General features: G+C 53.8%; 26 protein-coding genes and 1 tRNA gene. 8 read left to right on the plus strand and 19 right to left on the minus strand.

Annotation, left to right across the window (positions count from 1 at the left end):
• Positions 1-29 precede the first annotated feature (29 nt).
• The 5 genes from AC2TDJ_RS06435 (at position 30) to AC2TDJ_RS06455 (ending at position 5317) form a co-directional block, all read left to right on the plus strand.
• Complete coding sequence (locus AC2TDJ_RS06435) at positions 30-368, plus strand: hypothetical protein (RefSeq protein WP_480840401.1); 339 nt, start codon at positions 30-32, stop codon at positions 366-368.
• Complete coding sequence (locus tag AC2TDJ_RS06440) at positions 361-1092, plus strand: helix-turn-helix domain-containing protein (protein WP_480840403.1); 732 nt, start codon at positions 361-363, stop codon at positions 1090-1092. Before AC2TDJ_RS06435 ends, AC2TDJ_RS06440 begins: the two co-directional genes overlap by 8 nt.
• Before the next feature lie 19 nt (positions 1093-1111).
• Positions 1112-1540: a plasmid mobilization protein gene (locus AC2TDJ_RS06445; protein WP_480840405.1), complete on the plus strand. Its 429-nt coding sequence runs from the start codon at positions 1112-1114 to the stop codon at positions 1538-1540.
• Positions 1534-3102: a relaxase/mobilization nuclease domain-containing protein gene (locus AC2TDJ_RS06450; protein ID WP_480840407.1), complete on the plus strand. Its 1569-nt coding sequence runs from the start codon at positions 1534-1536 to the stop codon at positions 3100-3102. The genes AC2TDJ_RS06445 and AC2TDJ_RS06450 overlap by 7 nt, the downstream gene beginning before the upstream one ends.
• Positions 3103-3646: 544 nt before the next feature.
• On the plus strand, positions 3647-5317 hold the full coding sequence (locus tag AC2TDJ_RS06455) for an HsdM family class I SAM-dependent methyltransferase (protein WP_480840409.1): 1671 nt from the start codon (positions 3647-3649) through the stop codon (positions 5315-5317).
• Between the two features lie 20 nt (positions 5318-5337).
• Here AC2TDJ_RS06455 and AC2TDJ_RS06460 read toward each other — a convergent pair whose 3' ends face one another.
• The 4 genes from AC2TDJ_RS06460 to AC2TDJ_RS06475 all read right to left on the minus strand — a co-directional run bounded on the left by AC2TDJ_RS06460 (position 5338) and on the right by AC2TDJ_RS06475 (position 10261).
• Positions 5338-6027: a hypothetical protein gene (locus AC2TDJ_RS06460; protein WP_480840411.1), complete on the minus strand. Its 690-nt coding sequence runs from the start codon at positions 6025-6027 to the stop codon at positions 5338-5340.
• A gap of 5 nt (positions 6028-6032) precedes the next feature.
• On the minus strand, positions 6033-7133 hold the full coding sequence (locus tag AC2TDJ_RS06465; protein ID WP_480840413.1) for a hypothetical protein: 1101 nt from the start codon (positions 7131-7133) through the stop codon (positions 6033-6035).
• Positions 7133-9448: a sensor histidine kinase gene (locus tag AC2TDJ_RS06470; protein WP_480840415.1), complete on the minus strand. Its 2316-nt coding sequence runs from the start codon at positions 9446-9448 to the stop codon at positions 7133-7135. Before AC2TDJ_RS06470 ends, AC2TDJ_RS06465 begins: the two co-directional genes overlap by 1 nt.
• A gap of 378 nt (positions 9449-9826) precedes the next feature.
• On the minus strand, positions 9827-10261 hold the full coding sequence (locus AC2TDJ_RS06475) for a helix-turn-helix domain-containing protein (protein WP_480840417.1): 435 nt from the start codon (positions 10259-10261) through the stop codon (positions 9827-9829).
• A 124-nt stretch (positions 10262-10385) separates the two neighbouring features.
• On the opposite strand from AC2TDJ_RS06475, the gene AC2TDJ_RS06480 reads away from it, so the two are divergent.
• The 3 genes from AC2TDJ_RS06480 to AC2TDJ_RS06490 are packed head-to-tail and all read left to right on the plus strand — an operon-like array spanning position 10386 to position 11934.
• Positions 10386-10622 (plus strand): hypothetical protein, encoded by a 237-nt coding sequence (locus AC2TDJ_RS06480; RefSeq protein WP_480840419.1) that lies wholly within the window; start codon positions 10386-10388, stop codon positions 10620-10622.
• Positions 10623-10627: 5 nt separating this feature from the next.
• Positions 10628-10864, plus strand: a complete 237-nt coding sequence (locus AC2TDJ_RS06485; protein WP_480840421.1) for a hypothetical protein — start codon at positions 10628-10630, stop codon at positions 10862-10864.
• The gene (locus AC2TDJ_RS06490) at positions 10864-11934 is read left to right on the plus strand and encodes a tyrosine-type recombinase/integrase (protein ID WP_480840423.1); all 1071 of its coding nucleotides are present in this window, start codon (positions 10864-10866) and stop codon (positions 11932-11934) included. Before AC2TDJ_RS06485 ends, AC2TDJ_RS06490 begins: the two co-directional genes overlap by 1 nt.
• 72 nt (positions 11935-12006) lie before the next feature.
• Here AC2TDJ_RS06490 and AC2TDJ_RS06495 read toward each other — a convergent pair.
• From AC2TDJ_RS06495 to murA, 15 genes are all read right to left on the minus strand, one after another.
• Positions 12007-12081 (minus strand) — tRNA-Phe (locus tag AC2TDJ_RS06495).
• A gap of 79 nt (positions 12082-12160) precedes the next feature.
• Positions 12161-12343 (minus strand): DNA gyrase inhibitor YacG, encoded by a 183-nt coding sequence (locus AC2TDJ_RS06500; protein ID WP_480840425.1) that lies wholly within the window; start codon positions 12341-12343, stop codon positions 12161-12163.
• Positions 12340-13362 (minus strand): ribonuclease E/G, encoded by a 1023-nt coding sequence (locus tag AC2TDJ_RS06505; protein ID WP_480840427.1) that lies wholly within the window; start codon positions 13360-13362, stop codon positions 12340-12342. The genes AC2TDJ_RS06500 and AC2TDJ_RS06505 overlap by 4 nt, the downstream gene beginning before the upstream one ends.
• Positions 13359-13937: a Maf family protein gene (locus AC2TDJ_RS06510; RefSeq protein ID WP_480840429.1), complete on the minus strand. Its 579-nt coding sequence runs from the start codon at positions 13935-13937 to the stop codon at positions 13359-13361. The genes AC2TDJ_RS06505 and AC2TDJ_RS06510 overlap by 4 nt, the downstream gene beginning before the upstream one ends.
• A gap of 11 nt (positions 13938-13948) precedes the next feature.
• Entirely contained in the window at positions 13949-14167 is a 219-nt protein-coding gene (gene infA / locus AC2TDJ_RS06515; RefSeq protein ID WP_005978431.1) for a translation initiation factor IF-1, read from the minus strand.
• Between the two features lie 91 nt (positions 14168-14258).
• Positions 14259-15134 (minus strand): carbon-nitrogen hydrolase family protein, encoded by an 876-nt coding sequence (locus AC2TDJ_RS06520; RefSeq protein WP_480840431.1) that lies wholly within the window; start codon positions 15132-15134, stop codon positions 14259-14261.
• A 66-nt stretch (positions 15135-15200) separates the two neighbouring features.
• Positions 15201-15470, minus strand: a complete 270-nt coding sequence (locus tag AC2TDJ_RS06525) for a DUF4242 domain-containing protein (RefSeq protein ID WP_480840433.1) — start codon at positions 15468-15470, stop codon at positions 15201-15203.
• An 87-nt stretch (positions 15471-15557) separates the two neighbouring features.
• The gene (locus tag AC2TDJ_RS06530; RefSeq protein ID WP_480840435.1) at positions 15558-16151 is read right to left on the minus strand and encodes a GNAT family N-acetyltransferase; all 594 of its coding nucleotides are present in this window, start codon (positions 16149-16151) and stop codon (positions 15558-15560) included.
• A complete protein-coding gene (locus AC2TDJ_RS06535; protein WP_480840438.1) occupies positions 16144-16542 on the minus strand; it encodes a ketosteroid isomerase-related protein in 399 nt (132 codons plus the stop codon). Before AC2TDJ_RS06535 ends, AC2TDJ_RS06530 begins: the two co-directional genes overlap by 8 nt.
• A 2-nt stretch (positions 16543-16544) precedes the next feature.
• On the minus strand, positions 16545-16997 hold the full coding sequence (locus AC2TDJ_RS06540) for an arsenate-mycothiol transferase ArsC (protein WP_480840440.1): 453 nt from the start codon (positions 16995-16997) through the stop codon (positions 16545-16547).
• A 3-nt stretch (positions 16998-17000) separates the two neighbouring features.
• Entirely contained in the window at positions 17001-17480 is a 480-nt protein-coding gene (locus AC2TDJ_RS06545; RefSeq protein ID WP_480840442.1) for a UPF0262 family protein, read from the minus strand.
• Between the two features lie 84 nt (positions 17481-17564).
• Positions 17565-18866, minus strand: coding sequence for a histidinol dehydrogenase (hisD, locus tag AC2TDJ_RS06550; protein WP_480840444.1), 1302 nt, complete (start codon positions 18864-18866; stop codon positions 17565-17567).
• Between the two features lie 59 nt (positions 18867-18925).
• On the minus strand, positions 18926-19447 hold the full coding sequence (locus AC2TDJ_RS06555; protein WP_480840446.1) for a GNAT family N-acetyltransferase: 522 nt from the start codon (positions 19445-19447) through the stop codon (positions 18926-18928).
• Positions 19448-19924, minus strand: coding sequence for a DUF2948 family protein (locus tag AC2TDJ_RS06560; RefSeq protein ID WP_480840448.1), 477 nt, complete (start codon positions 19922-19924; stop codon positions 19448-19450).
• Positions 19921-21189, minus strand: coding sequence for a UDP-N-acetylglucosamine 1-carboxyvinyltransferase (murA, locus tag AC2TDJ_RS06565; RefSeq protein ID WP_480840449.1), 1269 nt, complete (start codon positions 21187-21189; stop codon positions 19921-19923). Before murA ends, AC2TDJ_RS06560 begins: the two co-directional genes overlap by 4 nt.
• Between the last annotated feature and the right edge of the window lie 6 nt (positions 21190-21195).

A 21195-nucleotide genomic window follows, 5' to 3' on the forward strand; every position in this document is an offset into this window, starting at 1 on the left:
CGGGCGGCCATCAAAGGGTGGATAAAAGGGTGGATAAAAAACGATCTTACTCTGCTAAAAGTTTCATAAAAATAACTTTTTTCAGAATAAATGGTGCCCGGGGGCGGAATCGAACCACCGACACGAGGATTTTCAATCCAAAACTAAATCAGTATTTTCAGCACCTTAGATCAGCAAAGGCTGTCAAACCGGCTTCCAAATATCAAAGACTTAGCCAGCGTTTGTCAAACCCATCCACGGCGCTACTGACCCAAAGAAAAACCGCTGAGGGGGCGGCCACCCACCTCAACGGCAATGCAAATTTGTCTGCAAGCACAGAGTACCAAATTGACAGCCTGACCGCAATCGCGGGAGGCGCAAATGCCTAAGCTCAATCGCTTTGAATGGCTCAAGGCCGTTCTGCAATGCGCTGACCTCAACTCGTCAACTAAGGCAGTTGCCTCAGCGCTTTCGGTACAGTTCGCTAACGACAGGACCGGCCAGCTCAATCCCTCACTAAAAACGCTTGATGAGTTCCTGGGTGGAATGTCGCTGGCGACCATCAAACGCTGCCTCAAACAGCTTGTCGAGTTTGGCTGGCTGTTTCGAACTGAAGGGCGTGGCGCAGGCAATCACACCGAATACGACCTTCGCTCCCCGGCAAAAATCATCCCGTTTCGCCAGAAGAAAAAGGATGCACCGATGAGCCATTCAGAAGTGCGAAAGGGTACACCCGTGACAGACAAAGGGCGCATGGGTGATCTTTCCTATATAAAGAAAGAACCATCTAAAGAACAAAACCCCGCGCTTGAGCCGGATCTGCCGGATGGAGGGCCATCCGACTCGACGCGCGTAGGCTGCGCGCAACCCGTCTTCGTCTCGCGCCAGTCTTTCGGTTGCCGCCAATGGGAGCAGTTCATCGAACGAATGTTTGGTGCTTGGATCGACCGGGTACTTCCTGAAGTCATCGAAAACAACGAGCGCGGCTACTGGCTCCCCGGCAGGTTCCCTCCAACGAACAAGAACGAGTGGCCGGCATGGCGCAGCTGGCTCCTCACCGAAGGCTGGACCCTGTTTGCACCTTCGAAGCGGGAGCGTTGCCATGCGGTCTGAGCAAAGAGCAAGGCGACCCATGTCATACGCTGACGCTGCTGACACCGGACCTTGCGAGGGGTGGCAAGCCTCCCCTTCGAACCCCACCGGCGAGAGCACGCCCCACGCCAAAGCACCACTCACAGAAACATTCGTCTTTCGGTGCAGCGCTGCTGAAAAGGCCGAACTTCGCGCTAAAGCCGAAGCTGCGGCTGTGCCGGCCGCGACCCTCCTGCGTGAAGCCTTGCGTCTGACAGAAGCTCGCCGTCGCAAGCCAGCGCCCCGCGTTGATCCTGCGCTTGTGCTGGCCGTTGGACGCATCGGCGGCAACCTCAACCAGATTGCGCGGTTTGTGAACCGGGCGCTTTTGGTCGGGCGGGTTGACCATGATACGCTGGAAATCGCCCGCCAGTTGGTTGTGATTGAACGCCAGCTTGCCCAGATCCTCGATGGGGCACGGCAATGCTGATCAAGTTCTTCCCCAATGGCAAAGGCACGGGTGCTGGTCCCGTCGGCTATCTCGTCGCGCGCGAGGTGCTGGCCTACGACACCAATCGCGATCTGATCCGCGATGCCGATGGCCAAACTATGATGGTCACGCGCGACCCTTTGCCCGAAGTACTGCGCGGCGATCCTGCCCGCACCGAGGCCCTGATTGATGCTAGTCGCAATCAATGGACCTACCGCGCGGGCGTCATCAGCTTTGCCAGCGACGATGCACCCACCGAAGCCCAGCAGGTCGAAGTTATGGACGCCTTCGAGGAACTGGCTTTCGCTGGTATGGGCGGTGAGCAATTCGACTTGCTCTGGGTCCGGCACAGCCACGAAGACCGCATTGAACTGCATTTCTGTACACCGCGTTTGGAGCTGACAACCGGTAAAAGCCTCAACATTGCGCCACCTGGCTATCAGTCAGCCTATGACAGTCTCCGCGACCTAATGAACAAGACGCACGACTGGGCCGATCCGATGGATCTGGAACGCGCACAGGAGGTTCAAGCCACCGTTGAGGCCCCAACTAGGGCACAGGGCCGCGAAGAACTGCACGAATGGATCTTAGACCAGGTCAGCATCGGCACCATCACCGACCGCGCAAGCATGGTCGATGTTCTGACCGACGCAGGTTTCGATACCCCCCGCGTAAGCAAAAATTACATCACCGCCAAAGACCCCGACACAGGCGAACGCTGGCGATTGAAAGGAGAGATTTTCCATGACGACTGGCAAGCCGACCCGGCTGAGCGAGAAATTGAACGCGGACTTGGACAAGATCCGAAAAGAGCACGCCGCCTTGATGGATTCTCAATTGCAGAGCTTCAGGAGCGATATTCAAAAATGTGTAACACTCGCGCGGAATACAATCGAAGCCGATACCCGCGCGTTTTTGGACTGGAGCGGGACGACCTGGCAGACTCACATCGACAAGATCAAATTCCTGATTCAGATCTCACCTTGGGCGGTGATAACGGCCTGTATGGTGTTGATCACAGCAACCTTAGGACTGACTTTTCTGTGGAGCTGGAAACTCTCAACGATAGCCACCTCGACACAGCTAGAGAGGTTGGGCATCCAGGCGGTACCCCACGAGGGAGCAACTTACCTGTTCCTGCCTTCCGAGACATCCAGCATTCGCACCTGCACAGTGGCGAGTCGTTTGATTTCCTGCGTGAAAGTGGAGCCGAACTAGATGGATCAACCCCTGACAGCCTTGGAGCGAGGTTTGCTCGCGTGCGTCGAGCGGTTGGTGACGGCTTGCGAGACCTCCGCCAAGGAATTGCGCAATTTGGAAGAACGCTCGACGACCGGGATCGAGGCCAGGCTAAATGGCTTAACGCAGTGCATCGAACTGCTGATGAAATCACATCTCAAGTCCGTAGCTACATTGGCCGACTTGCTGACCGAAGAACAGAACTACACCACGCTGGAAGAGAACTTGCAGACCAGTTTGAAGCTAGCGAGAGACGCAGAAATACAGCTGAAATAGAGCTTAGTGAGCATCAACGGAAGCAAGATCTCAGTCTAACGCTATAGCTGTAAAGGACCACAATGAGCCAATCCAATCTAAAGTTCACCATGAGTTATACGCAGGCTAGGATGTGCGGCATCGACTATAGAGCGTTCGAAAAAGTCGACCTCTTGCCGAAAGACGTGCCGCTTGTCGCATTCGCTGGCGTTTGGGGAGACTACAATAACATACGTTGCCTATTCATTGATGTTTTTGGCAACCGCTATCGGCGAAATATTTGGGGAGGAAACGGGCTTTACATGATACCAGAGCTTGAAGTGAACGCACGAGAAGTCCTAATTGGATCAGTGTTCAAGCTGTAGCCGAAGCTTCGAAGCGTTGATCACTTTCTTAATGCGGTTACGAGTCTGTGTGGGCCACTCTAGGTCGGTCGCACGGCAGGCCTTTGAAAGGGACAAGCAGGTGTTAGCTAAGATCGTGGGATTTTGATTGAGTTTTCATTTTAGAGTTAGGCGCCAAGACACCCACTACATAATGTGAGTTTTGGCATTCCACCTACATCCAATTGAGTGTAGATTGTTCTGAAAGAGCAGAAAAAAGCAAACCTGAATGAAAAATTTGCATCAAAGTTTAAGGGCCCGCAAGAAGGAGCTAGGGGCATTTTATACGCACAGAGGCCTGACTGACATCATTTGCGAGTGGGCTATAAGGTCTTCCACATGTCGTGTTTTGGAACCCAGTTTCGGAGGCTGCGGTTTTCTTCGTTCCGCTCACGATAGGCTGTCTAGTTTTGAAAATAGCGTGCCCACCGACCAAATTTTTGGCTGCGACATTGACCCAGACGCTTTTGGTTTCTTAGCTAACCTTTTTGAGCGCCCAGTAGATCTGGAACGTTTTCATGAAGGAGATTTCCTTCTTCAAGACTTTCCTGATACGTGGCTGTCCAGCTTTGACGCTGTTATCGGAAACCCACCCTATTTGCCATATCGCAAGATTTCACCTTTGGTGCGCGAAAAGGCACTAAAGCACCTGCACAAGGAAGGACTTACTCTTGATCGGAGATCGAGCCTTTGGGCCTACTTTGTAGGTCTCTCAGTTCGCTACGTTAGGGAAGGTGGACGTATGGCTTGGGTTCTACCAAGCAGTTTTTTGTACGCCAACTACGCAAAATCCCTGAGACAATATCTACTGACAAACTTCGGTAAGGTTCGCGCGTTTGAACTGCAAGAAAGACAGTTTCTGCTGGAAGGGACCGAAGAAAAGACAATTGTTCTACTCGCAGAAGAAAAACTGCATCAGATCAAAGCTCAGAGTATTGAGGATATCCACCTCGTTCGTTGCACTGGAGTACGGGACTTAGGAAACAAAATTCAATCTTGGCGAGAAGGCTCGTTCACGGGCGTATCATCGTGTGGATCCGCGGTAATTGATTGTCTCTCAGGCGCGCCTCGTAAACTATTTCAAAAGCTCGAATCCAACTCCTACTGCCACCGCTTGTCAGACTTCATGAGGATCCAGATTGGACTCGTTACAGGCAACAATCAGTTTTTCCTGAGAAACGAGGAAGAGAGGAAAAGGGCTGAGATCTGTAAAGAGCATCTCATTTCAGTTCTTCCTAGATTTTCTTTTGTTAATGGAGCCGCTCTTACTCCAAATGATGTCGTCTCAATGCGAGAAGATGGAGCAAAAGCTTATCTAGTAAGTGCGCCCAGCCTCGATGAAGCGCCTGCTAAAATCCAGAACTACTTAGCATCTTATCCAGAAGAAGAAATAGCCAAGTGTTCGACCTTCAAGAAGAGAGCTTCATGGTGCCTGACCGACGACGGCGCAATACCAGATGCGTTTTTCCCGGTTATGCAGCACAATGGCCCTAGACTTGTTCTAAACACAGCTAGAGTGAATTGTACAAACTCAATTCACCGGGCTTATTTCACCCAAAGTCTTTCTGATACACAAAAAAAACTTCTGTCGCTGACGACTATTTCAACGTTTTCTCAAATTTCTGCCGAAATCGCAGGCCGCTCGTACGGATCAGGCGCTTTGAAGCATGAGCCACGAGAAGCTGAGGCCATCGGAGTACTATTGCCACCCTTACATCATGCCAAAATCACATCGGCGTTTCAAAGAGCGGACGCTTTTTTACGCGCCGGAGACTTTGACGAAGCCAGCCAGGTGGCTGACCATGTGATTCTGGAAGCTTTAGATGTTGGTTGCGTTCCCACACAAGCTGGTGTCTTGAAGTCTGGGTTAAGGCAGCTTCGCATGAACAGACAGCGCTGAGTGTTGCACAAGTCCAGTTTTCATTGCCAGTTTGCGGCCCATACGTCATTCAGAATGGTAGATCCTCTGGGCGCACTAAGGCACTGCTGCAATCGCTCCAAGTATGCCTCGTAGCAGAGTTTTTGAAAAAGGTGGATGCTGGTGCACCAGCTAGGATCTTGCCTTAAGTTAAACCACGCATCTTCGAAGAAATTTGCAACTATCATCTCGCTTGCAAGAGCAAGTTCCATAGGTGGATGACACCATCTTGGCTCTTTCACTGGATGGTCATCGGCGCGATCATAACCACTATTTCGTCCACCGAATTGGAGATGGAAAAGTGGTCCCGTTTGAAAATACCCACCTTGGTCATTGGCCTGATCGATATGCCAACGCGATAAAGGCTCTCCGTTTTCCCCCTCCAACACAATTGCAAGATCAAAACAATCGAAAGGTGGCTGTGTCTTATGGCTTTGGTTAACTTGAATCTTCGCAAAGTCTATTCGCGGTCGTACGGTTTTCTTATCTGAAGTTTTCCCAGGTCGAAAACGCACCGGGTCATGACGATCAACTTCCAACGGCCAAACTTTACTTCGTTTTTTTGACTTTAGTTCACGAGCAACCCTCATCAGCGCGTTCTGCCCCTCTGGCTCGATCACCTTTGCATCATTGAGTTTTTGCGCAATCGTGTGCAACGCTGATCCAGCGTCCACAGCCTTAATATCTGTCATGAGTCTTACCCAGGAAATTGAAGCTTCTTTACTTCTTCGACGATGCTTTCGTCGGAAACATCGATTTCGAAGCTAGGTTGGGTATCCAAGTAACGATCCGTGTGAATGCATCTCCAACAAATTCGACGCCGAACAGAAAAACTGAACGAATTCATTTCGAAAACACCAACAGAGTGCCGCATTTCCGTTCCATCAGAACAGCAAGCGCAGGAAAATGCGATTAATTCGTCATCTTTACCAGTCCAAGGTGACATTGCTGGTTTTAGTTCTTTGCCCAAAACTTCAGAAAGTCGCACTGCACGTTGGCGAGCAGGGATACCGGTAGCTCGCTGACCAAAGAGCTGTTCAGAATGCGCGTCCAGCCGATGCGCCCAGAAACGGACCCAGCCGGAAGAGAATATTCCACAATACCCTACTCCAGATTCAATGAGGTGCTTTGCAATTACGTTTCCTTCGCTCTGAGACACGCCTAGGCGGGCACAAGCCTCGTTGATATCCAACAACAGCCCCGTCCGCCCAATGAGTTGGTTCAAGAAAATAGCGGCCACTTGATGTGGGGCAGTCGCGCGTCGAAGAGCAAGGGTCAGGTCTTGGTAGTCAACGACATAGTCTTCATCTTTGTCTAAGCACGTTAACTCCAGTAGGTCGTAGGATCCTACTTTCGATCGGAGCTGTTCATATCCTTCACACAAACTCAGCAGAACGGAACGGATTTCATCTCTCCGATCATTTACCTCTTCCTTAGAAAAGACTTTATCGAACAAGTCATGCGACGTTAGATCGGGATCAAACTGTTCCCTAATCTTGTCTTCCGATGAGACCAAAACAATTGGAAAGTCGTGTTCCGGAGATGCTGTCGCGCAGTCACGAACCTGCTGCGCCATAACACTTCCCTTGTAAGTATCGCTCGGGTCTAGGGCACTGTCCTCATCTAGTCGAAAATCAACGACAAGCATGTCTGGTCTCTGCTCGAAAACATACTTCGACTGGCGACTTACTTGCTCTGGAGGCAGGTAGGTAAGATCGAGCACACCTCGAGTTGACAGAGTTTTAGCGTATACAGACTCGGTTTCATTATCGTCTATGAAGAACCCATTGTAGCTCATCATTCAGCCTCGTTGTGCAAAATTCTAAATTCTATCCGACAGTTATAACCCTCGCTCGGTTCCACCACGGAAACACTGCCGCCGTAACTCTGAGCTATGTCAGAGACAATTTTGAGGCCTAGCCCTGTTCCTGGGCCCGCAAGTTCGTCCTCTTCGGCGGTTAACGTCGTGGTGTAGAATGCGTCGAAGATCAGCGTTTGTTGTTCTTCAGGTATCCCAACGCCGTTATCTTCAAATCCAATTACTACATGGCGAGCATCTTTTCTTGCATCTAGTCGAATGCGTCGTTTGGGTGCCTTGGCTTTCTTCATTGATTTTATTGAGTTAGTCAAAAAATTGAGGAGTACCGAGTCCAGTTCGCTTGCATGCATTTCACAAGTTCGAAGGTTCGACGGACTTACTACAATGGGATCGAATTCAACCTGTTGTTTAGCCATGTAGCTCTTAAATTGCTCGCTGAACCGTTCCAAGGCACCGTGTACCGACAGTTCTTTCAATTCGCGGCTTTCTGTTTTTGACATAAGCCCAGAGATGTAGCCTCCTATATCAAATAAGCGTCGAGTAGCAGCACTAAGCTGCTCAAGTTCCCGCTCAAGCTCGTTCTTTTCACTACCATCAGGTAGCAAGGCGATTTCGTCTTCAATTAGCTGCAATCGCGCTCTAATCGCTTCACGAGAACCTTTAACTTCATGACCAAAAACACTTATAGAAAGCCCCAGAGAAGCAAGTAGGCGCAACATCGCTTCGTATTGCAAGGAAGCCGCTCGCTGACGCTCCATTTCTTCTTCGGCCGCCTTAGCGTCTTGCTCCGCAGTGATAAGCGCCCCTAGCAAATCCTGGTCATGAGATTTCTCAGCGACAACTGATGAAGAGTTCTTTTCCCCTTCCGTTTCAGGTTCCTTTTCCTCACGTGCAACACTGTTCTCATAAATCTCGATAGCGTCACGGATAGATTCAGATGGAGGGCGATGCTTCGAAACAAAGCCGGTTTGAGAAGACGTTTGCTTTCTTTCACGGTGCGCGGCAACTCGGGTAATCGCCCAAACAAGCGCTTTTTTTGCGAACACTTGCAGCTCTTCAAATGCTTCGTTTTCTTGAAGCCCCTCTCGACTGGCTGTTTCGTCAAGCAAAGGATTGTTGTCACTGTCTATAGTGACCTGCCCAAAGAAGTTGCTATTGTTGCCGGGTGCCAAAAACTCGCGGCGCCCTGCCGCAGAATCCATTCCTAGCCAGTCATCTGACGGCTCTCCATAAGGAAGAACTCTGAATCCGTTTCGGTACACTCGGATACCACCGAATCTCCGCCCCATGTTTGTGGCGTCCCTTTGGGTCATCCCTGAAAGGACGCCTGGAGAATAAATGAAGTACTTAGAGGAAAGTGATAGCTTTCCAACAAGTGAGAACTTTTCCTCGAATTCTTGACTATCGTGGAGGGCAAGCTTCTTGGAGCTCACTGAAACAATCGCTTTTCCTTCTTCATCTATGGTTGCATCGATTTCAGCAATAGCCTGATTCAGAAAGCTTTTCTCGATTGAGAAGTTTGTTTCTTGGTCGTCAACGCCCCCACTGACCTGCACTTTAAAACCTGGATCGCCTAGCCGACCTTCAGCCTTTCCCGATACCTGGGCAATTTGGAAAGGAGGCTGTAGTAATAGCACAGTCTTCCATACTTTGGACATCGCGCTGGGAGGCCAAGAGTCGCGGAGGCAGCGCATAGTTAGCTCTGTTCCAACCTTTCCTTCCTCGTTTGGAACAACGCGTACTTGATTGAAAACGTCATTCAAATCCCGCCCTGCTATGAACTCTTCATCCCAGTTAAAGGCCACAATGTATCCCTGCGCTTCCCCCTCTGGATAGGTTCGCAATTCCAGCTTCTCAGCAAGTCTTTGCACAGCAAAGCGCCCGATACCCTTTCGTCCAGCCCGACGGCGCGTATATTTTTGTGAAAACGGGTGTTCTACTTTGTTATCCGTGGAAATTCGCATCCAACTGTTACGAATTGTATGGATGCTCATCCCCGTACCATTATCTGAGATCGTAAGTGTTCCGCCCTTGGCCTTGGCGTTGCTGAAAGACAAAGTCACTTCTGTTGCGTCTGCATCGTAGGCATTTTTGATCAGTTCAGATAAAGCGGTGTCTTTTTTTCCGACGAGCTCATTTCCCAATCGTTGAATATGCCCGGCGTCGACCGAAAACCTCACGTTGGACTCGTCTTGCCAAAGTTCTCCACGGCTCAAACGTTCGACTAATCTCCAGTCAGGATGCTCCTTGCGAAGCTCCTCTGCGATTATTTCTTTTGCGCTGGGTTCACTCATTTGGGTTCTTCTTAAGTTTGAATAGAAGTACGTATTCTATGCGGAGACAAATTCTTGGCGCTTATCGCCGTGAAACACGACTTTGAGATATCTTTTCGATCTCACGCTCTTGTCTTAGGTGAAGGAGTGCGGGGACCACCAGTGCCATCGATGACGCAAACACCAAAAATGTGGAAACAACGATTGAATAGAGCTGAAACTCAGTCGTAGGCAGCCAAGGCAAGAAGTAGATCTTACCGCTACAAGCGACCAGTGTTACGGCTGACAATAAGAAAACACGATAAAGCGGTTCTGCTAGCCGCTTAATTTGTTTGAGATTTCGCTCATGGAACGTAATCGCTTGTCGTTTCCACGACGCGGAAGGTATTTCAAACATTTTCATTCCCTTAACAGCTCTATCCATGTGTGGACGTCGTCCAGAGCGATTTCCTTGCCTTCTAAAAATGACTTGTACCACCTAGCGGTAATTGCTCCGCGTTTCTCGCTCCGAACACTAATCTCATTCTCAGAAAGGTACTCATCCAGCGAAGTCTGAAAGGACTCAAGCGCTGCGATGTCGTGCTCTACACGTGCCACTTTGGTTCCCACCAGTATCCAAGCAATATCTGAGTTGAACTTCTCATGAAGTCTTATCAAGGCTTCGATAGGCAGGCCTCGCTCACCTTTTTCATAGCTGTGGTAAGCGCGCAGCGACACACCAGTCTGCTTTGCCATCTCTGTTTGGGAAAGCCCCAACTCATTCCGAGTGATCGCAAGGCGCGCACCTACACCCACAAAGAGATCTGACGTTTTTTTCGCCATTACGATTGCCATTTGACTACTGTGTCATTTTTTGCGTATATGCACAAAATGACGCTTTTCTGCTTGTTTTGCATCTCATCATGCCGGATTGAGTAAGACAAGAGATTCTACGCAACTACTTCAAAAGGAGGTAATTTTGGAACACGAACGTTTGTTTTCGCCCAAACAACTAAGCAAAATTGTTGGCCTCAGTCCTGCGCAAATTCGTGCACTCATCAACGGGGGGCGTCTAGAATTTGTCGAGATTTCAGCCAAAACTAGAATGCTTACGATGAGCGGTTGGGAGCGTTTCCAAAAAAGCGCGACTAAAATTAAAGCAACAGACGGCCAAAACCTTGATGTAGCTACCAACAAAAAAATCTATTCCGAGTAGGTGCAATGGCTACCACTAATCTCAATATCAGCGTGATCGACAAAAGAATGTTGAAGCAATCAGAGGCTGCAAGCTACACCGGACTGCCGCTTAAGCACTTCAAAGCAGCCTGCCCGGTTCAACCTGTCGAACTCAAGCGAGGCACTCTTCTTTGGGATCGTAGGGATATTGACCATTGGATCGACCGCGTAAAATCCGGGTTAACTACGGAAACACGCGACAATATCTTGGACCGCCTTTGATGACAAAAATACGCGTCAAGGGTTTCAAGATTTTCAAGGATCGCCATGGTCGACAGCGTTGCTATCATCGAATTACCGGACACAAAATCGATCTTCTAAAGACTCCGCTTGGATCTGCCGAGTTCTTTGCCGAATGTGAGAAGATTCGCGCAATCGCTGAAGCCCAAGCTTCCAAAGAACCAAAGGCAGGGACTCTTTCGCAGCTCATTAGTACTTACTTCGAGACCGAACATTTTCGAAATCTGGCTGAAACTACGCGCAGCGATTATAGAAAATGCGCCGCCTTCCTCGAACCGATCAAGAACACGCCAGTTCAGTTTATCGACACCCCGTTAATTGCTGGGATACACGACAAAGCCGCCAACAAAATCGGGTGGCGACGTGCAAACATGGTGAGGACGCTATTGAGCGAGGTCTTCCGCCACAATATCCCGAAAGGTCGTATCGACGCTAACTATGCCAAGGATGTAATTCCGAAGCGTCGCCCCCGCGATCTGGCTTATGCGAACCGCCCTTGGAGTACGGAAGAGCGAAGTATTGTTCTAAATCGCGCAAAACCGCACATGCGGGTCGCCTTGGCCTTAATGATGAATACCGGCCTAGACCCATCCGACGCTTTGAAGTTGCGTAAGAATCAGATCGATGGCGGAACTATTTGGGCTTCGCGCGGTAAGACTGGCGAGGAAGTTGCGATTCCAGTCAGCCCTACCCTTCAGGTAGCCCTCAACAGTATCCCAAGTCATGACGCTGAAACTGTTCTGTGCAGTTCACGCGGCGAGGCGTGGACATACAACGGGTTCTCCACTGTGTGGCACCGTTTCAAGAAGGAATTGCAAAAAGAGGGTTTAATCGCTCCAGGGCTAACTCTCAAAGGCCTACGACATACCGTAGCAACCACCTTGCGCGAAGCGGGGCTAGACGAACGGCGCATTGCGGACCTTCTTGGCCAGAAAACCCCATCAATGGCGCGCCACTATTCAAGGTCGGCGAACCTTGCAGACAAAAATCGCGAGACCGTGGCGACTTTGGAAAAAGAAAACCAGCGGCGCTCAAAGAGTGTCAAACCTTAGAACGAAACGTCAAACCTGATACAACGGAGGTTGAAGAATGGAACATAAACCGAGTAATTTCAGGTATTTAAGTGGTGCCCGGGGGCGGAATCGAACCACCGACACGAGGATTTTCAATCCACTGCTCTACCCCTGAGCTACCCGGGCACGGGAACGGTGTTTGCCGTTGGGTGGAGGCCTTCTATGACTTGCACTCCGCAGTGTCCAGAGGGTTTTTGACATTTTTTCAATGCGGGAGGGATGGTTTGGATTCTTCATGATCCAGCTCGGCCTCTGCCTCGTCTTCACGCTGCGATGGTACTGCATAGGAGCCGTTCAGCCACTTGGCCAAATCAATATCGGCACACCGTTTTGAACAGAACGGGCGAAAGGAATGCTGTGTGTCTTCTCCGCAGATTGGGCAGCTCATTTCAACACCTCCGCCAAGGAGATACGACCGCGTTTGCGTTGCAACTCATAGTGCCCGAGCGGCGTCCAGCCGGCCATAATTGTCTCTTCAGGATCAGATTTGAAAGCCGACCGCAACGCAGACTCAAAGCCGCGACGGTCTTTCTTGGGCATTGGCGCCAGGTCGAGGGTGATCTGACCGCCCAGACCGCGCACGCGAAGTGCCCGGGGCAGCACCTTTGCGCAGGCGAAATTGGCCTTGGTCCCGGCTGCAAGCGAACTGTCGCTGCCGGTGTTCACGTCGACGGCCACAAGGGCGCGCGTTGGCTGGATGTACAGGTGCCCACCCCCGGGCAGCGGTTCTGCTACGCCCCTGACTGTTTCCAGCGCATCCAGAATTCCGTGCATTTCAAAACTGCCTGCAGCGGTCGCGACCTCGGCCGGTTCGGTCCAGTCGCGCCACGCCAGGATATGTGGTCCGTCTCCATCGCTCAGCGTTTCCGGGTCTGTGCCGGGATCATTCATGACCTGCTCGGCCTGCGCTCGCATGGCCACGATATCCTCGGCGATTTCGTCCTCGTCGGCACTCTGGCAACAGGATCGAAGGATCAGGCCATAGGGACTGTCACTCATCTGCTCATGCGCGATTTCCAGCAACCGGTCACGCATATCTTCGTCACGGATGCTGCGCGAGATATTCAGGCCGGGCGCATCCGGGGTCACGATGGCATATCGGCTTTTGAACAGAATGCGGCTGGTCACCGGGATCGCTTTGCCGGATTCGGCATAGCCGGTTACCTGCACAAGAAGTAAGGAGCCCTGAGCCAGCCCCTTGACCTGACGAAGGAATGCCGGGCCGTCAGGCGTGGTCAGAAACATTCCGCCCTGCCCTTTCACTGGCCTGTCCGCGCGGGCGCGATAGATGGTACCAGGTGGCGGCGCATCGGCAGCGATCAGAAAGTCCTCCAAAACACCGTCGACCATCAGAGCAGCCGCTTCGCGGCCTTGAATATGGTCCAGAACGACAGTGCGACCCTTCATGATGCCTCGCGATACAATGGGTAACCGATGCCTTGCAGCAAGGCTGCGGTTTCGGAAAGGGGCAGACCGACAATGCCGGTGAACGACCCCGAAATCCAGGGAATGAAAGCCCCCGCGGGGCCCTGAATGGCGTATGCACCGGCTTTGCCCTGCCAGTCACCAGTGGCCAGGTAGGCGTTGATCTCGGTGTCCGACAGGCGTTTGATCCTGACCTGTGAGACCACGTCGCGCTGCAAAACCCTGTCACCGCGCCGTACCGCGACCGAGGTGATGACCCGATGTCGGCGCCCCGACAATGCAAGTAGAAATTCGGCTGCCTGACCGACGTCAGCAGGTTTGCCCAGAATGCGGCGACCCATCGCTACGGTGGTATCCGCGCACAGCGTGATGTCGTCGCTATCTGCCTGAACCGCATGTACTTTTGAGCGGGTGATACGACTGCAATAGGGGGCGGGCAGTTCCCCTTTCAATGGCGTTTCATCAATGTCTGGCGCACGAATTGCGTCGGGTATGACGCCAAGCTGCGCCAACAGGTCCAGCCGTCTTGGGCTGCCTGATCCCAGAATAAACGCCATTGGGTTGGGCGTTACTTGAAGCGGTAGTTGATCCGACCCTTGGTCAGATCGTAAGGGGTCATCTCGACCTGAACCTTGTCGCCGGCCAGAACACGGATGCGGTTCTTGCGCATCTTGCCTGCCGTATGTGCGATGATTTCATGGCCGTTTTCCAGCTCGACCCGAAACGTCGCATTAGGCAGGAGTTCCTTCACGACACCGGGAAATTCGAGCGTATCTTCCTTGGCCATGTTGTCTCCATCATTACGTTGCACCCGCAGAATCTACGGGGATGTGGGCTTAAATGAGCCTATTTTGGCCCTATTTCAAGGGCGGAATCACCTAAAGTCGGCACTTTGTGACCGAATTGACTCTGGGATCCTGCTCGGCCCAGTGGGTGCGGTTCAGCACATGCCCATCCGCGCGGACATTGGCGATGGCGGCGGGGTCGACCTCGGCGTAGGTCCAGCCTGGTTGGTTCAAACTGCCTTCGGCCAGTACTCCGGTTTGCGGAAAACCCTTGTCGGGCGGGCCAAAAATACCTCCGGTTCCGGTATTCATGTCCACCGCTTCTGACCATTCATTGTCGCCGACCAAAGATGCCATGACCGTAACGCATTGATTTTCCAGCGCGCGTGACATTGCACCTATCCGAACACGCCAATATCCCGAAAGCGCCTCAGTGCAGGACGGGACAAGAATCAGATCAGCCTCGCACAGCGCGCGACCCAGCAAGGGGAACTCGCTGTCATAGCAGATCAGAACGCCAATCTTTCCCAACGTTGTGTCGAACAGTTTGAGCGGACCGCCGGGGGCGATATCCCACGACTCGCGTTCGAAGCGTGTCATGATCTGTTTGTCCTGATGATCATGCGCACCGTCAGGTCCGTAAATCGCAGCGCGGTTTACAGGGCGCCTCGGTCCAGCCACCACAGGGGCCGACGCACCCAGAATATGAGTTTTGTACTCTTGTGCGAGGCGGATATGCACATCTTGCACATCCTCCATCCGATCAGAAACCGCGTGAATAGAACGCTCCAGATCGCCAGCCGCCTCGGGTCCGTCAAGGGTCGACACCTCCATTGCACCGTATTCGGGGAAGACCAGCAGATCGGCCCCCTGCCCGACCGCTTCAGAAACCCAGCCAGCCAGTTTGTCTTCGTATTGCGCCCAGCTGTCGAGCCAGTCCAGTGGATAGGCGGCGGTGGCGATTTTCATCCTGCTGTCCCCGTGTGCACAATCTGAAGGACATTAGCCACGCGCACGCAGGAGTGTACAGCCCGTTTAACGCGCCGTGGTCGGATCGATAATCGTGGTAATTTCAGTGATCGTGGTGGCCGGAAACCCGCTCAGCTCCGCATGCTTGTGAATCGCATCCTCGTTTTCCGCCAAATAGATGCAGAAGGTCTTATCGCCTGCGACATAAGAATGCTGCCATTGAACACCAGGAATTTTTTCCAACGCCTCGTTCGACTTCGCCGAAGCTCCGCTGAGCTCATCGCCTGACATTCTGCCTACTCCGGGCAGGTCACGTTCGATTACATATCTCTTCATCGTGCAATCCCCCATGGAAAGCACCACCATATCATAATTTCTGATTTTGATCGCCTGCCCTGTGGGATGAAAGAGCAGAATTGGGCGCTAAATGTCCCTGATCCAGAACTGCAACGGTTTCGATGTCTCCTCGACTTCGCCAAGGTCCTTCCAGGAAAACTGCGCGACGACACCATCCATCGGTTCATATCCCCGCGCCCGCCAAAAGGCATCGAGAGGCCTATAGTTTTTCGGCCGCATCGGGTGATCCGCTGGGCGCTGCACGCCGCAAAAGGCACATTTTGAGAAACCCAGGCGGCGCGCATGTGCTTCTCGCAGGTCAAAGAACTTATGCCCCACTCCCTGTCCGCGATAATCCGGTAACAAAACGGATTCCGCGCAATAGAAGATGTCGTCGAGTTTCAGGCCCGCGCCTTCGAACGCGGCAGCAAAATCATCGGCATGATCGGTCAGTGGCGCTCCGGTCGAAGCACCGACCAGGCGGTCGCCATCAAACGCGCCAACCACGATTGCCCGGTCACTGTCGCGGTAGGATTGCAGGTACTTGCGTTCATATTCGAGGTCGCCGTCATACAGATACGGCCAGGCGTGAAACACTTCGATCCGCAAACGCGCCACATCGTCCAGCGCGCCCTCCAGAGCCGATCCGGTTAGCGCACGGATGTCGTTGACCTTAGCCATTCGAAACCTGCTTGGTCCAATCGGCAAGGTTGTAGAAAGTGGTGACGCGAGTGATCTTGCCACCCTTCAGGTCAAAGAACGATCCGGCAGGCAGACGATAGGTTTGACCGTGGGCCTCGGGCAGCCCTTCGTCGGTTTCCAGATAGGTGCCGTTCACGATGAACTCTGCTGCTGCGCGGGTGCCGCCTTCGGCTTCGAATACCACGATGTCAGTCAGGTTTTCCTTGTAGCAGCGGTTCATGTGAGCGCAGAACGCCGCAAACTTTTCCTTGCCAACGCGAATCTGGCCTTCGTTGACGTGGTGCGCCACATCTTCGGACAGACAAGCCAACATTCCGTCCACATCACCGGCATTGAAGGCATCGAAATAGGTCTTGACGGTCGGGTTCATGATCACTCCATTGGTTCACCCCAGCAGTCTTTCAGATGCTTGATGATCTGATCGCGGGTCTGTCGATAGTGATGTAACTTTTCTTCCCGCGTTTCGCCCAGTCCGGTAGGGTCCATTATTGGCCAATAATCGACATCGAGGTGAAAAAACCGCGTCAGTTCCAGCGCCTTTCGCTGACTGGCGGGCGAAAGCGCCACGATCAGGTCGAACGAACTGAGATCATCACCCCACTCTTCCATCTCGTCGAATGAACGCGACCGGTGGCGGGACAGTTCCACGTCGATTTCCTGACAGGCGGCGATGCAGAACCCGTCAATCTCAAGGTCGTTATGCACACCGGCGGACTGAACATAGGTTCCGGTGCCATAGAATTTCTTCATGATGCCTTCGGCCATGGGCGAACGGACCGAGTTGTGGTCACAACAAAACAGGACCGACTGCGGCAAAGGCTTCACCCGTCACCCCCCGAAATGCAGCACGCAGATCAGCGTGAACAGGCGACGGGCAGTATCGGTGTCGATCTCGGCCTTCCCTCCCAACCTTTCCTGAAGAACGCGGCTGCCTTCGTTGTGGATACCGCGGCGGGCCATGTCTATGGTCTCGATCTGGCTGGGTGGCAGGGTCTTGACCGCGTTGAAGTAGCTTTCGCAAATCTGGAAATAGTCTTTGACTACCTGACGGAAGGGTCCAAGCGACAGATGGAACTCGGCCGCCTTTTCGCTGGCCTCGGTCTCAATGTCGAAAACCAGCCGCTTGTCCCGTATCGACAACTGCACGCGATAGGGACCTTCGGGGACGACACGGTCATCCCGCTGCGGCAATGCAAACGAGTTCTCTTCGAGCAGGTCGAAGATCGCTACTTTGCGCTCCTGCTCAATCTCCGGGGTTGGAGGCGGCAGGTTGCTGTCGTCCAGTTCGATATGCGAAATTCGGGTCATTTATTGCAGTGGTCCGTTCAGATCAGGTCAGACCTATAACAACATATCGTCCGGGGCAACGTGGCAGAGCTCACCCTGTCGCAATCAGCCATTCAACCGCTGCAACCGTGCCAGCACGGACAATCCATGTGCCTCGAGGCTTTCGGATTGCGCCAATTGTGCTGCGCTGGGGCCGATGGCCTGCAAAGCCTGTGGCGTCATCTGACTGATCGTGGTGCGCTTGAGGAAATCCATCACGCTAAGACCCGAAGAAAACCGGGCCGAGCGGGCAGTCGGTAAAACGTGATTTGGTCCGCCAACATAGTCACCGATGGCTTCGGGTGTGTATTGGCCGAGGAAAATTGCGCCTGCGTGGACGGTTTTGGCGCTGAGAGCCGCAGGGTCGGCAACGCAGAGTTCTAGATGTTCCGGCGCGATCCGGTTGGACAGGGCCGCAGCCTCGTCCAGATCACGCACAGTGATCACGGCGCCAAAGTCGCGCCAACTGGCCCCGGCGATTTTGCGACGCTGCAGGGTTTCGAGTCGTTTGTCGACGGCCTGCGCCACCGCTTTACCAAATTCGGCGTCATCGGTAATCAGTATGGACTGCGCACTTTCGTCGTGCTCCGCTTGGCTTAGCAGGTCCAGCGCGATCCAGTCAGGATCATTGTCTTTGTCAGCGATCACCAGAATCTCAGAGGGGCCAGCGATCATGTCGATGCCCACCTTGCCGAACACCCGGCGCTTGGCCGCCGCGACGAAGGCGTTGCCCGGACCGGTAATCTTGTCCACTGGTGAGATGGTCTGCGTGCCATAGGCCAGCGCAGCCACCGCCTGAGCACCGCCGATCCGATAGATCTCATCAACACCTGCCAGCTGCGCCGCCAGCAGCACCAGCGGATTCACCTGCCCATCCGGTGTGGGCACGACAATAGCCAGCCGCTCAACCCCGGCGACCTTGGCCGGGATGGCATTCATCAACACCGAAGACGGATAAGATGCCAACCCACCTGGTACGTAGAGGCCCGCCGCCGACACGGGCGACCAGCGCCAACCCAACGTGGCACCCGCCTCGTCCGTCCATTCGTGATCCGACGGCATCTGTTTTTCATGGTATGCCCGGATGCGGTTGGCCGCCAGTTCCAGCGCTGCACGATCCTGCGACGAAACCTGACACATCGCCTCTGTGATCTCTGCCGCGCTGAAGGCCATCGTCTCGGGCGTCAGGTCCAACCGGTCGAATTTCGCGGTCAGTTCAATGACAGCCGCATCACCGCGGTCGCGGACATCCTCGATGATCTGTGCAACGACTGCATCCACATCCGGGCTGTCTTCGCGTTTGGCAGACAGCAGCGCCTGAAAGGCGGGTTCGAAATCTGCGGACGTTGTGTCGAGGAATACAGGCATGGTCAGAAACTCCGGACAGGTGCGAGGGTCTTATCGCCGGGATCGGGCACCCTCAACCCTCAGACCGGGGGGTGCAGCGATTTGCGCATCGGAAATTGCGGGATTCCGTTCCAATTGCCGGATGGACCGAATGGCTGCCACCCGCGCGCGATATAGAAATCACGAGCTGTCAACGTCGCCTCCAAATGCGCTTCGCTGCATCCAACCGCAACAAGTTCGCATTCGAGTCGGTTTAGCAACTGCGCGCCGATCCCCTGCCGGACATGATCTGGGTCGACATACAGCAACATGACCTTGCCGGTCTCGCACAAGCCCCCCACCGCAGTTATCTGTCCCGAGACGTCCGCCAGCCAGATCTGCCTGCCTGAGACAATCCACCTCCGAACGGAAGCCGGGTCCTTCATTGCTGTCCAAAGCGCCATGTTCTGCGGATCATTCCCGTGGTCCGCTTCGCAAAGCTGCTCTATCGACCGGATCAACACACGGCTGACTGCAAACACATCGAAAACCGTTGCGCGACGCAAAGTCATCCCCTGCGGCGGGTTGGAAAACGCCTGCGCTATGCCGCGCTTGTTTTTCATTCAGTCCGGATGATGCGGTGCGTGGCCCGAAGGAGCGCGATACGGCCGGGTAACGTCTTTGAGAGTGGCGTCAATAGCTTCGACATTCAGGCGGATCGCGCCATCACCGGCCAGTGTCAACAGGACCTGACCGGCGCCATCGTCGCCTGCTTCGAAATCGACCGACAGCAGGGACAGAACCATATCCTTGTCGCTCCGGTCGATGCCCTGACTGGCGACCGACAGCACGGAATCAAAAACCAAAACGGATTGCACCCGCTCGAAATCCCGGTTGCGTCGGGTTGCGGCTTCCTTGTCCTCCCATCGAAATCGGTTCAGCAACAATGCGAACCTGCGCTCGGATGGACGCCAGGTCATTTCGGTCACTGGAAAAATGGCATCCTGTGCCAGGGTCGCGATGACCTGAAGGTCGTCCCTGTCTTCTGCGCCGAGGTTCAGCGGAGCCTCGCGCCCGTCCTTGAAACTTGCGTCAGTCATTGGCCCTTGATCCGTTCAATCTTTGCGCCTACGCCTTCCAGCTTGCGCACCACATGTTCATACCCTCGATCGAGGTGATAGACGCGGCTGACCGTCGTTTCCCCCTCGGCCGCCAGCCCGGCTAATATCAAGGAGACCGAAGCGCGCAGATCTGTCGCCATCACCGGCGCACCCTTCAGCCGCTCCACCCCCGTTACCGTGGCGGTTCCGCCGTGTACTTCGATCTGCGCGCCCATGCGCACCAGTTCAGGGGCATGCATGAAGCGGTTTTCGAAAATACGTTCTTCCAGAACAGATGTCCCCTCAGCCGTGCACATCAGCGCCATCATCTGCGCCTGCAGATCGGTCGGGAAGCCCGGGAACGGTTCGGTCACCACGTCCACCGACGTAACACGCCCATTCTTGCGAACGACCTTCAGCCCTTTGTCAGTCTGTTCGACACTTACCCCCGCCGCATCGAGTTTCTCGGCAAAGGATGCAACAAGATCAATGCGCCCGCCCAACAGCTCGACCTCGCCACCGCAGATCGCCGGAGCCAGCATGTAAGTGCCCAACTCAATCCGGTCGGTCACAACCTGATGCGTCGCGCCATGCAGGCGATCAACACCTTGGATTTCAATGGTCGAGGTCCCCTCGCCCGAAATTTGTGCCCCCATCTTGCGCAGACATTCGACCAGATCGACAATCTCCGGTTCGCGCGCGGCGTTTTTCAGAACGGTAGTGCCCTTTGCCAGCGTGGCGGCCATCACGATGTTCTCGGTCGCGCCCACCGAGGCAAACCGCATCTCATGCACGGCACCCTTCAACCCATCCGGAGCCTTGGCGTGAAGGTAGCCATCTTTCAGTTCAATCTCGGCGCCCAGCGCCTCGAGGCCTTCGACGTGCAGATCCATCGGGCGCGCACCAATCGCGCAGCCGCCGGGCAGCGAGACCACCGCCTGCCCCAACCGCGCCAGCATCGGGCCCAAGACCAGATTGGACGCCCGCATCTTGCGCACGATGTCGTAATCCGCCGTATGACTGGTCAGGTCGTGGCTGGACATCGCAATCACCTGACCGTCCTGCAGTTGTGACACCTCGGCCCCAAGCGATTGCAGCAACTGGGACATGGTCTTGATGTCACTCAAGCGCGGCGCATTGGTGAGCGTCAGCGGTTCGTCGCTCAGCAAGGTTGCGGGCATAAGCGTCAGACACGCGTTCTTGGCCCCCGCAATCGGAATCTGACCGTTCAGCGGCCCATTGCCCGTCACCAGAATCGAATCCATCTGCTC

This window comes from Ruegeria sp. HKCCD6647-2 (assembly GCF_057221075.1).